This window comes from Paenibacillus sp. J22P15, assembly GCF_056269345.1.
Window position 1 is genome coordinate 26,570 of the sequence record NZ_JBWDNT010000003.1, and the last position, 24,156, is coordinate 50,725.

Genomic DNA, 24,156 nt, shown 5'->3' on the forward strand with positions numbered 1-24,156 from the left:
CTCGTGCTGCACCATAGCCACCTGGATGTAGGTTATACGACTGCGCAGCCGATCTTGCTGGAAATGCAAGCTCGATATATCGACCAAGCGCTGGACCTGTGCGAGATGACGGAGGAGTGGGAAGAGTTCAACCGCTTCCGGTGGACCTGCGAATCCACCCTTCCCGTCCTGCGCTGGCTCGAAACGGCAAAGTCCGATCAGATTGAGCGTTTCAAAAAATATTTGCACAACGGCCAAATGAGCATTTCCGCGTCCTATATGCATATGACGCCGCTTTGCACAGCCGAAGAGCTAGCCAGAACACTTTATCCGATCCGCCGTCTGCAGACTTTGCTCGACTACGAGATAAAGACGGCCATTCACCATGACATTAATGGTCAGCCATGGCCTTATGCACAGTTGCTGCTGGATGCCGGCGTTCAGTTTTTCATTATGGGCATTAATGTTCATTTCGGCGGCGTTCCTTTCAACAGACCGAACGCCTTTCATTGGGAAGCTCTAGATAGCAGAAAATTGCTGACCTTTAATGGCGAACACTATTCGCTGTTCAGCCAAATTTGCGATGTCAACGCCAAAGACACGAACATAATGGCCGAAGGGCTGTCCAAATATTTGCGCAAAATCGAAGCGAACCCTGAATATCCGTTCGACTTCGTTTATTTGACTGCGACGAATTTGCCGCTCTACGACAACAATCCGCCGGATCGGGAATTGGCGGAACTACTGAAAAAGTGGAACAGTGAAGAGCGCGGAATCCGGATTTCGTTCGTCACCCCGGAACAATTGTACGCCAAAGTTCAAGAGCATGCGGCGATACTGCCGACCTATGCCGGGGATTGGACGGATTATTGGAACTTCGGCTCGGCGAGCTCCGCCAAAGAAACGAAGCTGAACCGCCACACGAAGCAAGGCATGAAGGCGGTCGAGCTGCTCGATGCCTTCGGACGGGAGGAAGACCGTTCTTTCTTCGAGCTTAAGAAGCAAGCTTGGAATCAAATCCATTTGTATGACGAGCACACATGGGGAGCTTTCAATTCGGTATCGGAGCCGGATCAATTAAGCGTCGAGATTCAATGGATGCATAAAGCCCATTACGCTTATCAAGCGAACAGCTTGACAGGCCACTTGCTGAACGTTCATCTGGAGAAGCTGGCGAACAATCGGTTGCAATCGGAAGAACCGGAAGGCTTGATGCTTGTTAATCCGTCTTCCGTCGCCGTGACGCACGACATCCGCATTCCATCCAGCTTTCGGATACCGGGAAGACATCTTGGCGCCGATCGGATGCGCCATGTCCTCATGAATAGCGATGTCCATCATCAAGGGAAGAGCTATGGAACGATCGAGCTTCCTCCCTTCAGCTGGCGTAAATTACCGTTCCATACGATGAGGGAAGCGGATTGTTCGACGGATGTTCAGGCGGACGGCGGTACAGTCGGAACGGAAGGGGAAGGGCCTTGGTTCCGGGAGATTACTTTGCAAGAGGGGACGATCGTTACACCGTTCCATACGCTCCGCTTCGACCCTCTGACGGGCCGGATAACGAGCTTGTTCGATAATCAGCAAGGATGGGAAGTGCTCGATTCATCCAGCCCGTGGACGTTGTTCCAATACGTGCAGGAAACGGTCGATCCCATTTATCATCAAAATAATCGCAGCGCTATCTTTCCTAGAGACGTCGATAGAGGAAACAATAGCTTGACTGATTGGAACCATAACTGGAAGGCGAAGAGACAATCGTATACCCGGTTAAATTCCTGCCGTGTCGAAAGAAGCGCGCATAGCGCCACCTTGATTCTGAGCTGGGACGCGCCGGGCGTTGAGCGGTTGGAGCAACGGTACACCTTCTTCAGCTACAAACCGGATATTGAAATGAAGGCCTCTTTCTACAAGCAAGACATTACGACGCCCGAGGGCACCTATTTCGCGATCCCGTTGAACCTGCAAGCGTGGCGCAGCCACTACGATACAGCCGGACAAATGGTCGAATTGGATGCGCAGCAGCTGCAGGGCGTGTGCAGGGATTATATCACGGTGGATAAAAGCGTTTCCGTATACGACGGACGGCATGGCGTGACGATGAGCTGCCCAGATGCGCCGCTCGTGCAGGTGGGGGACTTCAACTTCGGCAAAGAACAGCAGACGATCGAAAAGAAGGAGAACCCCTTATTGCTGGCTTGGCCGATGAATAATTATTGGGACACGAATTTCCGTGGCCGCCAACCGGGTTTTGTCGAGTTTGTATATACTTTATCAACCTTCCAATCCTTCGATCCGGTAATCGCGGCGATGTCGACCGCGAGAGCTTCGGCTTCCGTATACGCAACGCCGGTTGTCGATTGCAAAGAAGAAGAGGCCGGCCAATTCATTCGAATCGAAGGTAACGGCGTTCAAGCCTTCGACGTGAAACCGGCCGAGGAAGGCAACGGGATTGTGGTGCGCCTGATCAACGGTACGGATCATAAGAGGGAGTATCGGCTGCAGTTTCCGAATCGAAAGATCAATAAGGCGTTCAGAACCGATACATTGGAGCAAATTCAATCGGAAGTTGCGGTTGTCGGTATGGATACTTTGGAGGTCACGCTGGAGTCCAGGCAAATGCTGCATTTGCTCGTGACGTTCGAATAGTCGAAGCGTTGTTGCCCGATGGAGAAATTCCATCGGGATTTTTTCGTTGTTTAGAAATGATGCAAACTTAAGCGGATTACAGATCTGAATACGAAAGTTATTACAAGCATTAGAATTTAGATTGAATCGTTAATTTCTGTACTATTTTTAAAACTTGTCAAATTTTATTATAAGAATTGAAATACTAGGTTCCGCAGATAGAAGAGCATGGTAACAAAGGAGGGTACCAACAAATCGATGCACAAGTTCACGTATTCCGCGCCTTGTTGATTTAATCGTAAGTCAAAACCAATCAAGAGGAGGATATATTATGAAACTGTCAAGGACACTGAAACGCCTCGGTTCTCAGTCGCTGATCCTTAGTCTTTGTTTAAGTGCGACGGTCGGGAGTGGGAGTTTGCCATCCGCGCTGGCGGCTGACGGCATCGACGCAGTGGAATCAGGCGATGTCGTTCCGGGAACGCAATTCGCAGCAACAGCGGGTACCGACGACTGGAGAAACATCAGTGAGATCGTAGGCAATATCTACGGAGAATGGAACGGCGACAGTTACAGCGGCGCTTATTCCGACAAAATGCCCAACACGGCGCTGCTTGGCAACGGCGATGTGGGAATAACATCGGCAGGGGCGAAAGGTCAAAAGACGTTTCTAGTCTCAAAATCAGACTTCATTTCAGCGGGAAATCTGCTTGGCGTACATAATAGCGGGGACAATCTAACCAAACCTCTGCCCATCGGCGGTATTACGATTCAGCAGAAATCGATTCAGGGCGATAAATTGAATTTAGCCCCGACTTATAAAGCTGTCACCGCAAGCAGCGACTACGAAACCTTCTATCCAGCGACCGCGGTAAACGGCAATATGCTGACGTCTTCAAGCGGCTATGGTTGGGTGACTAAGGTCGGCAGGACCCACTGGCTGGAGCTTGAGTATGCTTCGCCGATTACCGTGCAACGATGGGTAGTCAAAAACGACGGCGCAGTACGCAGCGGCTTCAGTATGAACAATACGAGCAAATTCCGCTTGCAAGTCAGCGAAACGGGCGGCCCGGACGCTGTATGGACGGATGTGTCCGTGGTCGAAAACAACACTAATGATGTGTACGACGCGAACCTGAACGCTCCGGTCACCTCTGCGCACTTCCGGTTGTACATCACCAACCCGCTGCAGCAGAGCAACACAGATTCCAATCCACGTGCCAGAATCGGACAGTTTGAACTCTATGAGCGTCCTCAGCAAACAACACCTGTTCAAGGGAATCCGAACATAGCGTTGAATCGGCCGGTGAAGGTTGACGATTCCTTGTCCGGCTTTGGTCCGGAGCTGCTGGTTGACGGCATATCTAATGATGTCAATAAGAAATGGTGCACCACAAATCTTGCGACCCCGCACTGGGCGATCATCGATTTAGGAAAGCCTACGTCGATTGCCAGTTACAGTATGTATAACGCAAGCTTGGCGGGTGAATCTATCTCTCGCAACACCAAAGATTATGCGCTGCAATACTTGCCTGACGAGAGCGCCGTTACCTGGGACAATGTCACGACGCAGAGTGGTTGGGTCGACATGGACTCTGTAACAGGCAACAACAACGATATTGTAAACAGAAATCTAGCGGCTCCGGTCACGGCGCGCTATGTGCGGCTATTGGTCACTAAAGCATCTGCTGAGGCGGGCAAAGAGCATGTGCTGCGTATTCATGAACTGGAACTCTACAGCAAACCTCTCAGCAGTACTCCGACATACGAGAAGCAGGATATTTTAAACGCGGAGATCCAGACCAAGCTGAGTATCAGCGGCGTGAATCTGTCTATGCAAACATGGCTATCTTCTTCGAAAAACCTGTTGGTTACAGAGCTCACGTCTTTGGGATCCGAACCGGTGGATCTGGAGGTGAACACTTGGGGCAAGGCGGACAAACATAATTACCCGGCCACTGCAGACAAAGTTGACGGATACGCGGTAGCCACCAGGACGACGTTCAACAACGCGCCGCTTAACCCGAACTCATGGACGTCGAAAGCGGCTCTTGCAACCAAACTGCTGGGCACCGAAAGCACGGTCTCTGCCGACAGTTTGAAAGGCACGAGTACCACAGCGTTTACGCTGGATGCCGGTCAGACGGTACAGATCGTTACAGCGATCGGCGGCGGCGGAAAGACCTACGACGCAAAGAACAATCTGCTCATGACCGATCCGGTCTCGGAGGCGAGCGCTCTGCTGTCGCCGATCAACGGCTCTCAGGAGCTTGAGACCTTGCGGGCAGATCATCAAAGCTGGTGGAAAAAGTTCTGGTCTGCCTCATACATTAACATCCCGGACTACGCCGACGTACAGAAATACTACTACGGAGCACAGTATCTCCTTGGCAGTACCGCCAGATCCGGAAAACTTGCTCCGGGACTTTATGGGGTATGGCACACCACCGACAATCCCAGCTGGTCTTCCGATTACCATCTCAACTATAACTTCATCGCCACGTTCTACGGAACCAACTCCAGCAACCGCAACGACCTATCGCTGCCAGCCGGAGAGGCGATGTTGAGTTTTGTGCCCGAGGGCATGAGACGCGCTGCGGACTCGAATCAGCTCAGACGCATCAACGAAGGATATGTCAACAGCCGTCCGGATCTGCAAAATGGAATCGCTGACGCGATTTTGTATCCGGTAGGTATTGGACCGTGGGGCACTGTCATGGACGATAGTTACCACTCAGAGGCGCTCAATGCGGCTTACAGCAGCCATCCTTTGATTGAATACTATCACTATACACAGGATGAAACATATCTGGAAACCTACGTCTATGACTATCTGAAGAAATGCGTGAACTTCTATGACACATGGCTCGATAAGACGGGCGACACGTATACCTTGTACGCTGGTTATAACGAGGGTTCGTGGGCGAAAAACCCCGCGGTGGAACTTGCGGCGCTCAAGAATGTCTTGTCTGAGTTGATTGCCGCCAGCGTCACGCTCGGCAGAGACGTGGATCAAAGGGCGCACTGGCAGAATCTTCTTGATCACCTCGCTCCGCAGCCAACCAGTGTTTGGAATGGCAAGCAGGTCTATGCCCTCGCGGAAAAGGAGTGGAAGAACGGGCAGTGGGTGGATCTGGCCAATCCTGTCCCGGGTGACGGAAATATCATCCCGCTGGACATCGTTGTCCCGGGCGGTCAACTGGGTTACTACTCCTCGGATAGCGAGCTGCAGATCGCCAGAAACACGATCGACGTATTCGGAACCAGGGCGTGGAGTCAGATCAACAATTTCCCAAGAATCTTCAACGACGCGGTTCGCACCAGATACCCCGCGGATGCTGTATTAGGAAATATGACCAACACGATCAGAGCTCAGATACAGCCTAATCTGCGCATCAGTGATGGTGTGCACGGCGTGGAGAAGATCGGCGCGACCGAAGCGATCAACAGCATGCTGCTTATGAGTGACCAGGGCGTTATGAAGGTGTTCCCGAACTGGGTGAGCGGAAAGAACGCGTCATTTGCCAGACTGCGAGCGCCGGGAGCTTTCGTAGTGTCCGCTGCTTACGACGGAGCGTTGAACGAGGTGCAAAGATTGACTATTAAGAGTGAGGCTGGCAAACCGTTGACCGTCGCTTCTCCCTGGACTGAGGGTGTCGATGTCTTTGACTCATCTGGCCATAAGATTGAAACCACTATTGGAACCGCTCCGAACTGGGCAAGCGAAGCCACTGTTACCTTTAATACCGTAGCCGGAGAGACATACACTTTGCGCAAGCTGGTTCCGGAAAATACGAAGCTGGCGGCCACAATAACCGGACCGCAATCCGTGCAGACGGGCGGCTCGTTTAAAGTGAAGTACGGATTAAGCAAACTGTCGCAACAGATTTTTGCCCAAGATATTACGATTGAATACGACGCGAATCTCTTTGACTTTAAGAATGCCGCCTCATTAATTGAAGGGGTAGGCATTGTGGAGACGAAAGAACTGTCGGCCGGTGTGATGCGCTTCATTATCGCGAGCGAAGGATCGGCGCATGCCGTCGCGGAGGATGCGGATATTCTGGAGCTGACGTTCGAAGCGAAGGACGTGACGAGCAGCCAGATGGGAACGATCGCCGTTTCCGAAGCGTTATTGGGCGACGGCAGCGGGCTGGAAATCGAAGCCGAACCGGCGGCTATGCAAATCGAGGTCACGCAGCAGCCGGGCATGCCGGGCGACTTTAACGGGGATGAGAAGGTAAGCATTGGAGACTTGGCGATGGCAGCCGCTCATTATGGCAAAGACAAGGAAAGTCCGGATTGGAATAATGTCCAGAAATTCGATCTGCATAAGGACGGTAAAATCGACATTATGGATCTTGCGAAGATTGCATCTCTATTGATGGAATAATAAGATCCGTTGATGGTCAGAGAGCTTGGGACGAGATTCGGTTCGGCAAGATGCATTGGATCAGCCGAGCCGGCGTGACGCATATGGCGCTTGCGGTCGTGGATATCACGCCGCAAGCGACAGCCTAATAACTTCATTAGTTAATATAGTTGTGTCGCTCACGACCCTATAATAAGCGTCGTAAAATGAAAACGCTTTATTTCTAGTCTAATTTTAAAAAATTCATAGTTCGACGGAGGTGAAGGGAAATGTAACTTAGTATCTGGCTATTGGAGCTAAGGACATTGATACGCTCTTCGCCATCTCATTAAGCTATTTGTAATAAAAAATTTTATTACGGGAGGAATAGTGAATGAGTAAATATTATAAACAAATCATGTCATTCATAATGGTGTGCGCACTAATGGGTTCAGTAGTAACAGGATTTACTCCGATTGCCGTGCAAGCAGCTGCATTAGAGAATCGCAGTGAATCTGTGAAGGCTATAGTTGGGTCTATTAAGTCCCAATACACAACACCTCCATCTCTTTCGCAGAAAAGAGGCATCCCAGATGGACCGCTTCTCGGAAATGGCGATATTGCAGTTGTTTCAGGAGGATCGCTTAACAAACAAGCATTTCACATTTCTAAAAGCGATCTAAGCCATAACATTAAATATGTAGGTGAGTTGGATCTAGATTTTTTCGATGGAGTTGAGAACCTGGCAACCGGTGCAGTTGCAACGGCTAGCAGTTATGCGAATTTTGGAGCAGCAGGTTCTTTTCCACCATCTATGGTGGTTGATGGAATCCTCAATATAAATACAGATAAAGAGTGGGCATCTAACCCGGGTACAGTGGATGCAACTCATTGGCTGATGCTGAATCTCAAAGAATCAAAAACCGTGGAGGCAATCAAGATTTATCACGACGGTGCCCTGCGACCAGAGCAAAATAAGCTAATTGTAAATACTAATAAATTTAAAGTGCAGTATTGGAAGGGGACAGGAATACCAACGGGCAGTGAAGCCGCTGATTCTGCTGACTGGGTAGATATGAAAGAGTATACAGACAACACAGATGATATTAACCTTATTTCTCTTGAAACAGCTGTTAATTTTCAATATATGAGATTATATATTACACGAAGCGGTAAGAACGCAGATTTTTGGCAAGGAGCTCCCAACAACCGTGCACGAATTCACGAGATTATGCTGTTTGAATCATCCCAATCAGTTGAAAATCCGGTGGATAAGACTTTATATTCTCAAACGCAGAACATATTAAAAGCACAGGTAGAAGCGGTGTTGCCTATTACAACCCAAAGTACTGTTTCAACAACCTCTTGGACAACAGATAATGGAAATTATCTTATTACCCAATTATCTAGCATCGAAGGAGCCCAGCAACAAGTCAAGCTGACTCTAAAGGCTATGGTCAACGGTGGAAGAGTAACCAGTGCAGGAATATTGGATGAAAATAAAGGGGTATGGGTAACCAGAAAAGCAGACGAGACAGTGACAGTGGCATCAAAGGTTATTGGCGCTGATGTAACTGATATACAGTCTAACGCTTCTAGCCAGGGCACCCTGCGCTTTACATTGCCCGCAACAGGGAGTGTGTATGTGATAACAGCAATCGGAGGCGGGAAATTCTCTGCTAAGTCAACTGACCAAGTTATTGAAGAACTGAACGCTATTGCAGACAAATCTGATATTGACAGGTTGTATTCTTTTCATCAGGATTGGTGGGAGAAATATTGGTCAAAATCTTATGTTCAGCTCAACGACGAGCTCTTGATGAAGTACTACTACGGATCCCTTTATGCTTTAGGAAGCGGCTCTAGGGCAGGGGGAGCAGGCATGTCTATCTGTGGTCCTTGGCGTGTAGATGATTCTGATTTGTGGGGAAACGACTACACCACTAACTACAACTTTGAAGCACCGTGGTGGGGCGCTTATTCCAGCAACAGGTATGAAACAGCCATTCCGTATTATGAAGGCGCGCTTAGGGGTTTGCCAGCGGCAAAAAATTATGCAATCCAAAAGGGCTTAACGGGAGCTTTGTATAAAACACAAATTAAACAGTGGTTCAATTTATTTTATGATTGGCAGCAAAAAAGCAATGCAGCCTATATTTTAACAAGTTTTATATGGAATTATCGCATGACCTTGGATGATGATTTCTTAGTTAATACCGCTTGGCCGTTATTAGATGCCACAGCAGAGTTTTGGGAAAACGATAAAAATCTAAAATATAACGCTACCACTCATTATTATGAGGTGATGAATGCTGCAGCTCGTGAAATTACTTCGGATGGTGGAACCGCACCTGACAAAAACTCAGCTACAGATTTAGCACTTATCAATCAATTATATTCTTTTCTAAGTGATGAGGGGGTATTATCTGCACTTCGGGCAGGAGGTATCACAATTTCTGATTCCAGAATGGAAATTTGGAAACATCGCGCAGAAAATCTTGCCCCGCTGCCAACCGTTCAGTTCCAAGGGCAGACTACCTTTAGTGAATCAGAGACTTTGGCTCGAACTGGAAAAATGAGTTTGATGGGCCCTGGGGATAACCCTGTTGTTCTTGATGCGGTATTTCCGGGTAATTATCTAAGTCTAGCCTCTGACCCGAATCTGCTGGAAATCGGAAGAAATACCGTCTCGATGCTCAATAGTGGAAATAATCCAACATGGTATCAGGCCAATGCATTCACACGTATCTTTACCCAGGCCGCCAGAGTTGGATTTGACGGTAACACTATTCTACAAAAACTTAAAGATAGATTAGATGGTTCAGCTCATTATGTAGATGCAAACAATGATGTCGAAAGCTTTAGGAACAATTTGACCATTAATCCCAATCAACATGGCATCGAAGGACTTGCAGCGCTTGAAGCGATTAATACCATGCTCATGCAAAGTCATGACGGAGTAATCCGTTTATTCCCCGTATGGCCAAAGAATCGTAATGCAGAGTTTGTTGATTTAAGAGCCTTTGGCGCATTCTTGGTTTCAGGTAGCTACGATTCACAACTAGGAGAAGTAGTATCTGCCAATATAAAAAGCGAAAAAGGCAAGCAAGTTGTGGTTCAGTCCCCATGGGCATCAGGCATGGTAGTGACCGATAGCCATAATTCACCTGTAGAGATCACCTCGAAAACTGAAGATCATACAGGATTTACTTTATACACGTTCAAAACAGACGCGGGTGAAACATATACTTTCACAAAGCTTAATACTGACCCGAATATAGCAGCGGTTGATGGTGCACTTGCAGCACTAGCATTGAGTGATACAAGCGCAGTTATGGGGGATATCAGCTTGCCAGTAGCGGGTCTAAATAACACCGTTGTAACTTGGTTGAGCTCGAATGACGCTTACATCGGTCATGATGGGAAGCTGCTCGTTCGTCCAACTGCGGCGCAAGGTGATGTCACGTTGACGCTTACGGCGACGGTAACGAAAGGCGCGGTTAGCAAGACGAAAGTATTTAATGTAACGGTTAAAGCGGAAGCTGTGACTCCGACTCCGGATGCGGCCACGATAACCGGACCGCAATCCGTGCACACGGGCGGCTCGTTTAAAGTGAAGTACGGATTAAGCGAACTGTCGCAACAGATTTTTGCCCAAGATATTACGATTGAATACGACGCGAATCTCTTTGACTTTAAGAATGCCGCCTCATTAATTGAAGGGGTAAGCGTTGTGGAGACGAAAGAACTGTCGGCCGGTGTGATGCGCTTCATTATCGCGAGCGAAGGATCGGCGCATGCCGTCGCGGAGGATGCGGATATTCTGGAGCTGACGTTCGAAGCGAAGGACGTGACAAGCAGCCAGATGGGAACGATCGCCGTTTCCGGAGTGATATTGGGCGACGGCAGCGGGCTGGAAATCGAAGCCGAACCGGCGGCTATGCAAATTGAGGTCACGCAGCAGCCGGGTCTGCCGGGCGACTTTAACGGGGATGAGAAGGTAAGCATTGGAGACTTGGCGATGGCAGCCGCTCATTATGGCAAAGACAAGGAAAGTTCGGATTGGGATAATGTCCAGAAATTCGATCTGCATAAGGACGGCAAAATCGACATTATGGATCTTGCGAAGATTGCATCTCTATTGATGGAATAATAGGGGATCCTGCCAAACAAAGAGGTCCATGTGCAGCGCATGGACCTCTTACTATGTACGCTCAGCATGGGCGTGAGATACGAATACTTAACAATTTTTTAGGAGGTGGTGCTTACGGATTGAAATGACCGTTAATTATCGCAATAGACGTTGTGCGATCATGTCGTTATTTGGCCTGCAAAATACATATACACAGGTATCGTCATGATCGGTTTGAGGAGGGATCAGTATAATCTAGTTTTACCAATAACATGGTTTGGAATCTTGGCGCGAAAGTTGCTAGAGAGAGTTGTGAGTAAGCACCTTAAAATATGGAGGTTTTTTCTAGTGAAAAGAATTTTATCATTTACCCTCGTATTAACGATGATGATCGGTATGTTATCGAGCACTGCATACGGTAACTCCTCATTGCCCGCGAACGAAGGATTAAATGCCCCTCCTCTTATGGCATCGATTACATTCGATAATCATTTAAAAGACGATGCCAATCCGGACCAACCGTTGGAAGCGCATGGAGATTATAGTTTTGTAGACGGTGTATTATCCGGGACCAATGCTCTGCATTTAGAAAGCGGAAACGGTAATTATGTCGGAACCGCGAGCAGTATGAATGTAGGTGAAGAAAGCTTCTCCGTATCCTTCTGGTATAAGGGCGATACGAACAATAATCAGGTCATCTTATCCAACAAGGATTTTAGCAACGGCTCTAACGCAGGCTGGGCGATTTACACATCCGCCAATTCGGTCAACATGAACTTTGGATTCCCGACGGCAAAAGTAAAGAACATTTCCTTTGGACGTAACACGTTTGACGCTTCCGATTGGCGCTACGTGACTTTTGTCGTAGATAGAGACAAAATGCTCGCGTCGCTTTATATTGATGCTTACAAAATGGCTGAAACATCGCTGAGGTACGGATCTTTAGATACGTCGAATCCATTGCATATCGGCAGCGACGGACTCGGCAACCACGGCGGCAATGCATTCGATATCACCGATCTGATGATTTGGAAGGGCGCAATCGGCAGTGATGCGATTCAAGCGAATTACAACAGCTACGCCGGACATGAAGTAGATGTGAACGCGCTTAACAACGCAATAGCCGAAGCCAATACCATCTTGGAAGCCGGTCTCGGCAACGGCTTCAGCCAAACCGATTTTGATTATTTGAACAAGGTTCATGATTATGCAAATACGGTTGCAACCACGCGAACCGTAAAATTTTATACACAGGAAACGATCAATTATTACGAACGTGAATTAAACAACGCGATATTCATCTACCAAAAAAGCAATAAAACAGCAACTCCTCCCGATCTAAATGTAACGGTGAACAGCGACACGGAAATCAGCGGCAATCCCGCGGCAATCGCGCGCGTGGAAGAAGACTTCAGAAAAGCGATGGGCGTATTCCCGCAGTCCGATGTCATGTTGATTCCTGGCGACGTTACCGGAGGTAACAATGCCGGTGAATATGTGTGGATGGGCGAGATGAAAAAGGTGTACGAAAAGCTTCAAAATGAGGGTTTATTTGATAAAACAGAGTTGTTGATGGTTAGAGGCAACCATGATATGGGCGGCGCCGAAAACTTAATACCTATCGGTTCGGCGGGCGCGTGGAACGAAGCTACGCAATCGTACGATAACAATTTCTTTAACTCTGCTTATCGGGTCAAGGTAAAAGGATATAATATCGTCGGATTTGACGCGAATTACAACAATCAGAATACAGTAGGGAAAGCCAATAATTATCTCAAGACCATTACAGAAGAAGCAGATTACGATCCGACAAAACCCATATTTGTCATGTCCCACTTCCCTATAAGTGGAACCGTGTGGTCAGAGAGATGGAGCAGCGCGGGAAGTAATGCTGTTGGTAAATATATTGCCGACAATGATTTGTCACAGGTCGTATATTTTTCTGGCCATACGCAATACGACCCGACCGACGAACGCTCTCTCTATCAAGGTTCGGCTACGTATCTCGATTCCGGTGCGTCGTCCTATTCTAGTTACATCGATCCCGGTCCGTACGGCGGATATATAGAAGGATCGTACATTAATTATAAAACGACGCCTCGCATCGTGAATTTCTTAGAGGTGTACGGTCCAAAAATTATTATCAAACAGTATAACTTAAGTACTAATGAATTTGTAGGCATACCTCGTGTCGTAAACTCTGGCAGTGGCAGAAATGCCTTTACTTATAGCCAGAAAGATATAAGAGAACTCATACCTCCGCAGTTTGATGAGCAGATTAAGCTTGATTCCGTCAAGAGCAACGAAGTTAATTTTACAATGAAGCAAGCAGATGATAATGTACGCGTGTTGGAATATAACGTTGAGCTTCTCAACAAGCTCACGGGGGATGTGGACAAATCGTTCAACAGCCTTTCGCTGCCGCTGGACAACCCATTCGATGTATATAGGCAGTATAAGATTCCAGGTTTATTGCCGAAAACACCATATTTACTCAGGGTATTCGCCGCGGATTCCATGTATAACCGTTCGCATCAGGATATTGAATTTACAACCGAGGGTGCGAAATTAAGCAGTATTACTGCTCCTGCAGCGGTATATGCGAGCAATGGATCGCTCAAAACTGCGACAGGTCTTGGATTGCCCATAAAAGTAACTCTTGTAACCGATGGAGGAAATGTGGACACAAGTGTGAATTGGGATTTAAGCGGCGTTAGCTACGATCCGGCTATCAAGACGGTTCAGACCTTCTCGGTTCCAGGGACCGTAACCCTGCTTTCCGGAGCTGATAACCCGGACAACGTGCCATTGACAACAAGCATTGACGTAACTGTTCTTGCGGCTGGAGAAAGATCTTTAATCCTAGACAAAGCCCAGTACATGAAAGGGGAAGCCATTACCCTATCCTATTTTGGAGCAGCATCAAATGGGAAGGATTGGGCCGGCATCTACAGAACCGGAGCTGTTCCTCCAGGTGCCGGTGTATCGATCAATTGGAATTATTTAAGTCCTGGCAACGGGAGAGTGAGTTTAACCAGCGGGCTGGCCCCAGGTATGTATGATGTGCTCTTTTTGCTCAATGACGGTTATACGGTAGTGGATCGCAAGTCATTCGAAGTCGTTCAACCTGTGACGTTAACGAGCATAACAGAGCCCGCGGCCATCCAAGGATTGGCTAACGGAACAGAAAAGACTACGGCAGCTCTTGGCTTGCCTTCCACCGTGGAACTGGTTACCGATGGAGGAAGTAAGAATGCCAATGTGACATGGAATGTAGATGCTGCAAACTATGATCCATCTCAAAAGATAGAACAGACCTTCACGGTAAATGGAACGGTAACCTTGCCTGTAGGTGTGACAAATCCGAACAACGTAACATTGACAACTAGCATCAGCGTAACTGTGCTGTCTGCGCCAACAATGCCTCAGTCTACATTGACAGGTTTACAGCAGGTGAGCCCTGGTCAAACCTTCAATCTGACGATGGGATTGACCAGCGTAACAGAAAGTGTATACGAGCGAATGTATGCCCAAGATTTGACGCTGCACTATGATCCAGCGGATTTGCAATTCGATTCGGTTACATCGTTGAAAGATGGATTCCAAGTCATTGACCAAGAGGAGACAGCGCCGGGTCAAATTCGGATTATTACTGCAAGCGTGGAAGCAAACCAAGGGGTACTTGCCCAAGGCGATCTGCTCTCATTCCAATTTACGGCCAAATCTGTGACTCAGGCAACCAATATGACGACAATTTCTGTCGACAATGTTGTGATTGCCAATGGACAGGGGAATGAACTGCAGGTCGGCGGAGCCTCCCACGAGATACAAATTAGTAAACCTGTAGACAAGTCACTTTTGACCGCTTTGATCGCAAGCGCTCAGGCCAAGTACGATGCAGCAGTGGAAGGCAATGAGCACGGCCAGTATGTGAATGGCTCCAAAGCGCCATTGCAGTCGGCAATCGATGCGGCCAAAACGACTGCAAACGATCCGAATGCCACTCAGCAGCAAGTGGATAGTGCGAAAGCCGCATTGGAAGAGGCCATTCAAGTGTTTGACACCAAGAAAATCAATGCGGATGTCAATGCAGATGGAAAAATTTCTATTGGAGACTTGGCTATTGTTGCAGCGACTTACGGCAAACAACAAGATCAGGCGGGATGGAATGAGAAAGCGGATGTAAATCATGACGGTAAGGTGGATATTGTAGATCTTGCAATCGCAGCTAAAGCGATACTGCAATAAAATTACTATGAAAATGTTTGGGTAAAAAGTCTATGAGAGGAATATCTATTGTCTTCCTCTCATAGACTTGCTCCATTCTATGAAAAGAGGCACAACAGATGACCTTACGAACTATCCTATCCTTGTTAATCATCGTATTATTTTTCGGGACTTCTACACCTGTACTAGCGCATTCTGAAAGTATGGGTTACTCGGCGATAGACGTTAAAGGAAACGAGATTAACTATGAACTATTTTTTGATCAAAGAGACTTGCTTGTGCAATTTGATGCCAACAAGGATAATAATATGGATAACGAGGAACTGTCCTCACAAAAGGAAGGCATCGAAGCGTTTTTACAGAAAGATCTTCGAATAGATGTCGATTCACAGCCCTTGACGATGGAATTGTTTTCGATGGAAGCGGTAACGAAAGGTGTCACAAGAGGCGTAGTGTTGCAATTAAAATTTACTGCCGATGAAGCGATCGAACAATTTTATATGCATTACAATCTGGTGTATGAAGATGCGCCCTTTCATAAGAGTATACTCTCAGTCCGTTCAGGGGATTTTTTCTATCAGGATATTCTTGAAAATAATAGAAAAGATATTCAGGTAACCTTGCCTCTGTCCGAGATTGGCTACTCTATGGGCTCTGTCCTGTGGAAATACTTTTTACTTGGAATCGAACATATTTTAATCGGCTATGATCATTTGCTGTTTTTGTTAGCCTTAGTATTAATCACACCTCGCTTTAAGGATGCGTTGAAGATTGTTACCGCGTTTACAATTGCCCACAGCATTACCCTTTTTTTGGTGGCGTCAGGCCGGATTCACGTCATTCCGTCTTGGGTTGAAGTCTTGATTGCCCTGTCGATCTGTTATGTGGCAGTGGAAAATCTGTTTGTTCAAAAGGCGAAATGGCGGTGGATATTGACAGCCTTATTTGGCCTGATTCACGGCATGGGCTTCGCTGGAGCGCTGGCCGAAAGAGGACTTCCAGAGCACAATCTGCTTGGCTCACTCTTGACGTTTAATTTAGGTGTGGAAGCGGGCCAGCTAATGATCCTATGCCTATTGCTTCCAAGCTTGATATGGCTGCGAAGATTCCCATGGTATCGTAAAATGATGATCTCAACGTCTTGCCTTATTTTTGTACTGGCATTTTATTGGTTTATACAAAGATTGTAATGAGGCATTAGTTGAACAATTTAAGAGAGCCAGCAGTATTCTTGCTTATACAGAGCGTCTGGAGGCATAGCAATTCGGTTATTACAGACTGGAAGATTTGTCGATGTTAGAATATACATCTGGGGAAATGGAATGCGATGGCAAGCCGACCTTCTACAACGGTTTCAATCTTGGCCGGTATTGGGAAACGGTAGGGCCGCAGAAAACGTTGTACATCCCGGGACCTCTTCTCCGTAAAGGAGAGAACGAACTCGTGCTGTTTGAGCTACATGGTCCCCAAGAGCCGGTAGTTACACTTCGCGACAGCGCTATTCTAGGGTAACATACAAAAGGATGGAGGGCTGATTTGATCAGCACTGCATCCTTTTTTTCACCAAAGGGGCGGGTGAGGGGAGTATGGTTATATCTTGCAAGGCGTAAGCATTGCTACTTTTCATTCAGTGTTTGTGGATAATGGTTTTTATTTAATGAGTTATACACAGAAGCAAACTTGTTAAATTCCAAAAATTGTTTAAACTGATCCTTGCTGACACCAGAAGCCATAGCCTCTCTTACCAATTCGAACCATTCATGTTCAAGATGATCAACCTTTTGCTCAGACTGGTCGATATTCAAAAATTCTTCAACTGAAACCTTCAATACAGCGCTTACCTTTTCCAGAAACTGAATCGAAGGATTTTGTTGAAGCCCTCTTTCAATGGAGCTTAAATAAGATTTCGCGACACCGGCTCTTTTAGAGAGCTCGGTCAGTGATAAGCCATTTCTCTTGCGTTGCATCTTAATACGTTCTCCGATCATTGCAACCCCTCCGTCCTCACATCATTGTTGACTACTCTCTATTAAACGAACATTAAGAAACCGCTTAACACAATTTAAGTGGATGATTTGAAGTAGCAGAAAATATTAAAATATTTCTATGCTATATGATTCGGAGAGACCTGAGTGTATAAGGGTGCCACAGTGGTATTTTCATATTTTTTGTCAGAAGAAAATAAAGTCTAAGCCAAAAATTAAGTGTTAGTCTGGCATCACGGCTACTGATTTCCCATCAATTGGATTGAACTGCATAAGTCATGATAGACTCAATCGTACACATAGATTATACTGAACCTAATTGTTCGTGTGACATTAATGTAAAATAAAGGTAATATATGACGACATGTTAAGCTCTAGACGATAAAGTATCAGCTCAAGAAATTGGCAAGGCTAAAGCTGATAATGTCACCTCATGAGATAAACATATCAGTTGGGAGATATATGTAAGCGATTTCAATCGAGGGAAAAGGAGGGAATGCTTTGGCTTTAAAAATAAAACGAATTCGGCGGCCGTTGTTTTGGAAACTATCGATCTCGTACGCTTTGGTATTGATCGTACCGCTTTTGATCGGCAGTTTTGTATACAGTGAAACGGTTCGGACGGTCAAGAATGATGCGATGCAACATAATTTGACTATTCTGGAGCAGACGAAAGAGATTATGGATGCCCGTCTTCGGGAGATTGATGCGATTAGCAGACAAATCTCACTTGGTCCGAAGATGAATTCTCTCATGAACGCCGGGATGATCGAGGAGGGTTCACCGATGTATTATCATGTATGGGAAGCGGTCAACTACAATTCACAATTCATCGGAGTCAATACGTTTATCCCTAATTACTATGTATTTTTCCGCGGCAATTCTTTTGTGCTATCTTCGGATACGGCATTTCCTGATATGGATAGGTTTTGGCAGAGCTTGTTTGGTAAAGATGCATCCCTAGATCGTCAGCAATTCCAACGAATGCTTTGGGACCGTTTTCATATATCTAAATTTTTGCCCGGCGGTCAAGTGACATTGGATCAGAAACAGCGTCAAGTGCTATTTAATCTGCGGTCGTTTCCCCTCAATTCTGTCGGAAATCCGCTCGGTGTCGTTATGGTTCTGGTTGATAAGGAAAAAATCGATCAATTATTGACTCGTCTAGACATTGGAGAAAGCGGATTGGTTTACATTTGTGATGAAGAGGGACGAGTCATCACATCGATTTCTTCAGGAAAGACGAAAGTGACACCGGAGGAGCTTGCCGCTAGTTCTTTCGAAGGAGGGTTCTATAGACCGGCAAGCGAAGAGGAATTGTACGTTTCACGAACGGTTTCTGACCTGAACGGTTGGAGCTATGTATCTGCCATACCTGCGGCTATGGTGCTGTCCAAAGTGAAATACATTAAAGATATTATAGTGACAGCGGCGATCTTGACGCTGGTGTTAGGTATTGTGCTGGCACTATTCCAGGCTTATCGCAACTCGAAACCAATCAAAGAATTGCAGCAGCAGTTACGGGATTGGTTCGGTAGCGAGGAGGAACGATACGCTAATGAATACGATTATTTGAACGATTCCATTTCCCGTTTGATCGGTAATTACCATTTGCTGCATGAGAAGGTAGAAGAGCAAATCCCACTTCTCCGGCAAGCTTTTTTCCGTAGGCTGCTGTATGGCGAATTTGTTGATGACAAAGAAATTGAGATATTCCAAAGGAGGGTCGGCTTGGAAATGACTGCCCGGAAATTCTTCGTGATTCTTTTACGCGTTGATGAAACGGAAAAAATGGCGGACGACCCCCCTCTCGAAGAAGTTCGTATGCTTAACATTGTCATTAAAAATGCAATTGATCGTTCCATGAGTCACTTGACGTATTATTGCTACGATATCGATGAGAATAAATTCGCTCTTATTATCGGATTCAATGACGAAGACAAGGAACGTCAAGATGGAAACGAAGAAGCGCAATTGATTATTGAAAGTCTGTCCCGGAGTATGGATAGTCGAAGCCGATTACAATTGTCTTTTGCCGTTGGTACGGCCTATAAGGGAATAGGAGATATTTGTGTGTCTTATTTCGAGGCGAAGCAGGCGCTTGAATACACGTCAAGCAAAGATCACGGGCAGAGGTTCACCCGTTATGAGGACATTCCAAAAGAAGGTGAAAAGTATTACTACCCAATTGATCTGGAGCTAAGATTGATTACGAGTATAAAATTGGGTAATCGAACGGATGTGGAGCAAGTATTAGCGCTTTTGTATACAGAAAATTTCGAAAAACGGAACTTAACCGTGCTGAATGGTGAGCAGTTTCTCTATTTGGTGATTGGTTCGGTATCCAGAGGGTTGGACCAAACAACAGATACAGCAATTAGTGAACTGACCATTGGAGAGTTGCAGAGAAAAGACAGCATTGAGGAGCTTTTCCAACGGATCGGTGAAGCGTATCTGGAATGCTGTGAAGTGGTTCATGAGAAAAACCAATCTGCCAAAACAGAGCTGCGGGATCAAGTGGAGAACTTCATTCACCAGAACTATACGCGTGACGATATAACCTTGTTCATAGTGGCCGAAGAATTTAGAACAACGGAAGCGACAATGTACCAATTTATTAAAGATCATCTGGGGATGACTTTTAGCGATTACGTGGAAAGTTTACGAATACAACGTGCTTGCGAGCTGTTCCAGAGTCGGCAGGCACAGGTTAAAGATGTTGCGTTGATGATTGGATACTGCAGTGATCGAACATTCCGGAGAGCTTTCAAAAGAGTGATGGGGGTTCCACCCACGACTTATCTCAAATTTTGAATGAAACCAAAGGCGTTTCTCTGTGCGGTCTTGAGACCAAACAGCGGACGCCTTTTTTGTCCGCTTATTAAGAAGTGTCCGCTATGAATTCTGCGATCTGAACCTCTCCAATTTCATGTCCGACGAAAATTGTCCGCTCCTTAAATTAATGACTGTTGCGCAATCTGGCTACTCTTGATATTTTCGAGAGGCAAATTCATATTTAATTTGTGGAAGGGAAGGAGGTGACAATTAACGATGAAAACGAATACAGAAGTTTTGAGTAAATCCCAGTATCAGCCCCCTTCAAAATCAAAACTTGAATACGTTTTCAAGAAAATGCGTACTCACTGGCCATTGTATGTCCTACTTTTACCGCCAATTATTTATGTCGCTCTCTTCAGTTATGTTCCTATGTATGGGGTAGCTCTTGCGTTCAAACAGTTTCAACCGCTTAAAGGTATTCTCGGCAGTCCGTGGGTGGGTCTTGCTCATTTCGAACAGTTTTTCAGTTCGCCTTCCAGCTGGAGAATCATTAAAAACACAGTACTTATCAGCCTATTTTCGCTTGTAGCTGGTTTTCCACTGCCTATCCTGCTGGCTGTAGCACTGAATGAAGTTCGAAATCAGCTATTCAAGAAAACGGTGCAGATGGTAACTTACGCTCCCTATTTCGTATCATCCGTTATTCTGGTCGGGATCGTGATGCAAGTGCTGGATCCCCGTTCCGGTCTGGTGAATCAGTTTGTCGGACTGTTCGGCGGAGATCCAGTGAATTTCATGGGTAAACCCGAATATTTCAAATTGATCTATGTCTTGATGGGGCTCTGGCAAGGGACAGGGTATGGCGCTATCATATTTTTGGCTGCCCTAGCCGGGGTAAGTAAAGATATGCAGGAAGCAAGTATTATAGATGGAGCCAGTAAGGTGAGACGGATATGGCATGTTGACTTGCCGAGTATTCGGCCCACTATTGTCATCATGCTCGTATTAAGCTGCGGCGGCATCATGAATGTTGGTTTTGAGACGGTCTTTTTGATGCAGAACAATTTGAATTTGTCTACATCCGAAATTATATCAACTTATGTATATAAAGTGGGTCTCGTCAACTCAAACTTTGGTTTTTCTACAGCTATTGGCTTATTCAACTCGGTTATTAATCTGGTGTTGCTCGTCATCGCCAATTATACGGCAAAAAAGCTAACAGACTCCGGGCTATGGTAAGCGCGGAACAGGATGAGGCTGTCGGTGACCGTATGTTGCATTTGATATCGCAGCGGGCATTTAAGAGAAAGGAGCAATTATGAACAAATCGATTAAACTTACATACGGAGACCGGACTTTCGACGTATTCATTTATTTATTTTTAGGCGTGAGCTTTATTGTGGTGGCATACCCGCTGCTTTATGTTGTCAGCGCATCCTTTAGTAGTCCGCATGCGGTAATTGCAGGGAAAGTGTGGTTCTTTCCTGAGGAGCCTACCTTGAAAGGGTATTCCGCCGTTTTCAAAAACTCGCAGCTTATTACCGGTTTCATGAATTCTCTGTTTTACATGGTCATCGGTACATTACTGAACCTGGTTATGACGGTAATTGCGGCTTATCCGCTTTCCCGTAGAGAATTGCAGGGAAGAAATGCCGTGATGATGTTTTTCGTATTCACGATGTTTTTTTCAGGGGGATTGATTCCTGGATACTTACTTGTCAAAAATTTAGGAATGCTGGATACCCGCTGGGCGTTGATTATTCCGGCCGCGATGTCCATCTGGAATGTCATCATTACGAGGACGTTTTTCCAAGTAACGATCCCGCAAGAGTTGTATGAAGCGGCGCAAATTGACGGGGCGGGCGATTTCCGCTTTTTGCTCAGTATCGCGATAAAGCTATCAGCACCGATTATTGCGGTAATGGCGCTTTATTACGGTGTCGGCCACTGGAATACGTACTTTAGTGCGCTTATTTATTTGAATTCGCAGGAGCTGTTCCCACTGCAACTTGTATTGAGGAGCATTCTTGTGCTCAACAAAATAGACCCAATGATGATGAAGGATTTTGAAGCGCTGCAACGCAAGCAGGGGCTTGCTGATGTGCTCAAATACGCAGTCATTGTAGTGGCGAGTGTTCCGGTCTTGCTCATTTACCCATTTGTACAAAAGTATTTTGTCAAAGGAGTGATGATCGGTTCGATAAAAGGCTAGATACTTGAGGGCAAATCTTATAAAAGAAAGAAATACTAGAGGAGGTCACTATGATATGAATATGAATAAAAGATTGAACTGGCTTGTTACATTTACCCTTGTCTTTGCCATCATTGCGTCAGGTTGCTCTTCTAATAGCTCAAATAAAGGCAATGCAGGCGGAGAAAGCAGCGAAGCTGCTGCCGGAGAGGAATTCCCGATCGTAAAAAATAAGACGACACTCAGATTTCTTGCCGTACAAGATCCGCTAATTATCGATTTCAAAACGAATACCTTTGTCAAGTGGTACGAGGAAAAGACGAACATTCATATCGAATGGGAGATGATTCCGGCTGATGCTGTAGAAGAAAAGGTGAATCTGATCTTAAACAGCGGCGATTTGCCGGATGCGTTTTTTGGTGTCAGATTTGATGAAGAGCAATATGCTGCCAATCAAGAGATGTTTTTGCCGCTGGATGACATGATTGAAGAATATGCGCCAAATTTCCAAAAAGTATTGGAGAAGCATGATGGGTTGCGCGGCGTTATTACCGCAACAGACGGACGTATTTACGGCTTGCCTTCATGGAATGACTGTTTTCATTGCAGCATGGCGCAAAAGCTTTGGATTAACAAAAGCTGGCTGGATGAACTTGGGCTGAAAGAACCGAAAACGACAGAAGAGTTTTATCAGGTAATGAAAGCGTTTAAGGAGCAAGACCCGAATGGCAACAACAAGGCAGATGAAATTCCGTTTGCTGGTGCTACCAAGGGCTGGTTAACAGACCCTAACGATTTTATTATGAATGCGTTTGCTTATACCAATGCTTATAACAACATGAGGCTTATCGTCAAAGACGGGAAGGTAGAAACGATTGTCAATACGCCGGAATTCCGTGAAGGATTGACATATATTCAGAAATTGTATAAAGAAGGCCTGCTTTATAATCCTTCATACACACAAAATAACGATCAATTGAGGCAATTGGCCGCCAATCCGGATGCTGAAATATTGGGTGCCTTCACTGCCGGAGCGAATATTGGCATTATCGATCCTGCATCCAATCCAGAGCGGTATAAGCATTACGTCGCACTGGCGCCGCTGGAAGGTCCGAAAGGCGTCCGACACGCGACTCACTTCAAGTATGATTCCGCAGTCCCGGGGGCGTTCTATATTCCGGCAACGAGCAAAAACCCGGAGGCTGCACTTCGTTGGGCTGACTTCATGTATAGTCTAGAAGGAGCTGCAACGAAAGGAATGGGGATAAAGGGAATAGAATGGGACGATCCTCAACCAGGGGATGTAGGATTGAACGGGGAACCAGCTTTAACGAAAAGACTTACTCCGTATATTGAAGAACCGCAGAACGAAGCACTAATGCAGAATGGAATCAACTATGCGCCTAATGAGTTCCGTCTCGGTGCAGCGGTGGATCCGAACGTCGATATTTTTTCAATAGAGGGACTTGAGAAATTATTGCTAGATGAAACAAAAAATAAATATGAGCCGTATATTCCGCAGAACGATTCATTATCTGTACTTCCGCCGATCAAGCTTCATGCTGAAGAAAGCCAACAAATTCAGACGATATCGGTCGAGTTGGCCAACTATTTTACAGAATCAACCATTCGCTTTGTTACAGGAGATATGAGTCTGGACAAAGATTGGGACAAATATGTAAAAAGTTTGAGTGATATTGGACTGGAGAAATATTTGGACATCTATCAGCAAGGTTACAATCGTCAATATAAATAGTAGAACCTGTGTCCTCGGACTAACATCCGGTTCCCGGCAGCTTAGCGCATCCGTTAAGCTGCTGGGAACTCCTACTGCAGGGACGTGAATCTAATTTAGCAACTGTTGTTGATGAAGACGTGACTTTCG

10 protein-coding genes and 1 pseudogene are annotated in these 24,156 nt (G+C 46.1%); 10 read left to right on the forward strand and 1 reads right to left on the reverse strand.

What is annotated here, in order from left to right; translation table 11 throughout:
* Positions 1 to 3 precede the first annotated feature (3 nt).
* From AC0YN6_RS08450 to AC0YN6_RS08475, 6 genes and pseudogenes are all read left to right on the forward strand, one after another.
* Complete coding sequence (locus AC0YN6_RS08450) at positions 4 to 2,628, forward strand: glycoside hydrolase family 38 N-terminal domain-containing protein (RefSeq protein WP_475746320.1); 2,625 nt, start codon at positions 4 to 6, stop codon at positions 2,626 to 2,628.
* A gap of 310 nt (positions 2,629 to 2,938) precedes the next feature.
* Positions 2,939 to 7,000, forward strand: a complete 4,062-nt coding sequence (locus AC0YN6_RS08455; protein ID WP_475746321.1) for a discoidin domain-containing protein — start codon at positions 2,939 to 2,941, stop codon at positions 6,998 to 7,000.
* Between the two features lie 352 nt (positions 7,001 to 7,352).
* Positions 7,353 to 11,111: an immunoglobulin-like domain-containing protein gene (locus AC0YN6_RS08460; RefSeq protein ID WP_475746322.1), complete on the forward strand. Its 3,759-nt coding sequence runs from the start codon at positions 7,353 to 7,355 to the stop codon at positions 11,109 to 11,111.
* Positions 11,112 to 11,438: 327 nt separating this feature from the next.
* Positions 11,439 to 15,338 carry a cohesin domain-containing protein gene (locus tag AC0YN6_RS08465; protein WP_475746324.1) on the forward strand — a complete coding sequence of 1,300 codons (3,900 nt, stop codon included), beginning with the start codon at positions 11,439 to 11,441 and terminating at the stop codon, positions 15,336 to 15,338.
* A 98-nt stretch (positions 15,339 to 15,436) separates the two neighbouring features.
* Positions 15,437 to 16,507: a HupE/UreJ family protein gene (locus AC0YN6_RS08470; protein ID WP_475746325.1), complete on the forward strand. Its 1,071-nt coding sequence runs from the start codon at positions 15,437 to 15,439 to the stop codon at positions 16,505 to 16,507.
* Between the two features lie 154 nt (positions 16,508 to 16,661).
* Positions 16,662 to 16,829, forward strand: a pseudogene (locus AC0YN6_RS08475) (hypothetical protein); the annotation flags it as partial.
* A gap of 104 nt (positions 16,830 to 16,933) precedes the next feature.
* Here the strand turns inward: AC0YN6_RS08475 and AC0YN6_RS08480 are convergent.
* Positions 16,934 to 17,305 (reverse strand): helix-turn-helix domain-containing protein, encoded by a 372-nt coding sequence (locus AC0YN6_RS08480; protein WP_475746326.1) that lies wholly within the window; start codon positions 17,303 to 17,305, stop codon positions 16,934 to 16,936.
* Between the two features lie 498 nt (positions 17,306 to 17,803).
* Here AC0YN6_RS08480 and AC0YN6_RS08485 point away from each other — a divergent pair, with 498 nt between their 5' ends.
* The 4 genes from AC0YN6_RS08485 (at position 17,804) to AC0YN6_RS08500 (ending at position 24,027) form a co-directional block, all read left to right on the forward strand.
* A complete protein-coding gene (locus tag AC0YN6_RS08485) occupies positions 17,804 to 20,116 on the forward strand; it encodes a helix-turn-helix domain-containing protein (RefSeq protein WP_475746327.1) in 2,313 nt (770 codons plus the stop codon).
* Between the two features lie 237 nt (positions 20,117 to 20,353).
* The gene (locus tag AC0YN6_RS08490; RefSeq protein ID WP_475746328.1) at positions 20,354 to 21,319 is read left to right on the forward strand and encodes an ABC transporter permease; all 966 of its coding nucleotides are present in this window, start codon (positions 20,354 to 20,356) and stop codon (positions 21,317 to 21,319) included.
* 76 nt (positions 21,320 to 21,395) lie between these two features.
* Complete coding sequence (locus AC0YN6_RS08495; RefSeq protein ID WP_475746839.1) at positions 21,396 to 22,292, forward strand: carbohydrate ABC transporter permease; 897 nt, start codon at positions 21,396 to 21,398, stop codon at positions 22,290 to 22,292.
* A 55-nt stretch (positions 22,293 to 22,347) separates the two neighbouring features.
* Positions 22,348 to 24,027, forward strand: coding sequence for an ABC transporter substrate-binding protein (locus AC0YN6_RS08500; protein WP_475746329.1), 1,680 nt, complete (start codon positions 22,348 to 22,350; stop codon positions 24,025 to 24,027).
* Positions 24,028 to 24,156: the final 129 nt, after the last annotated feature.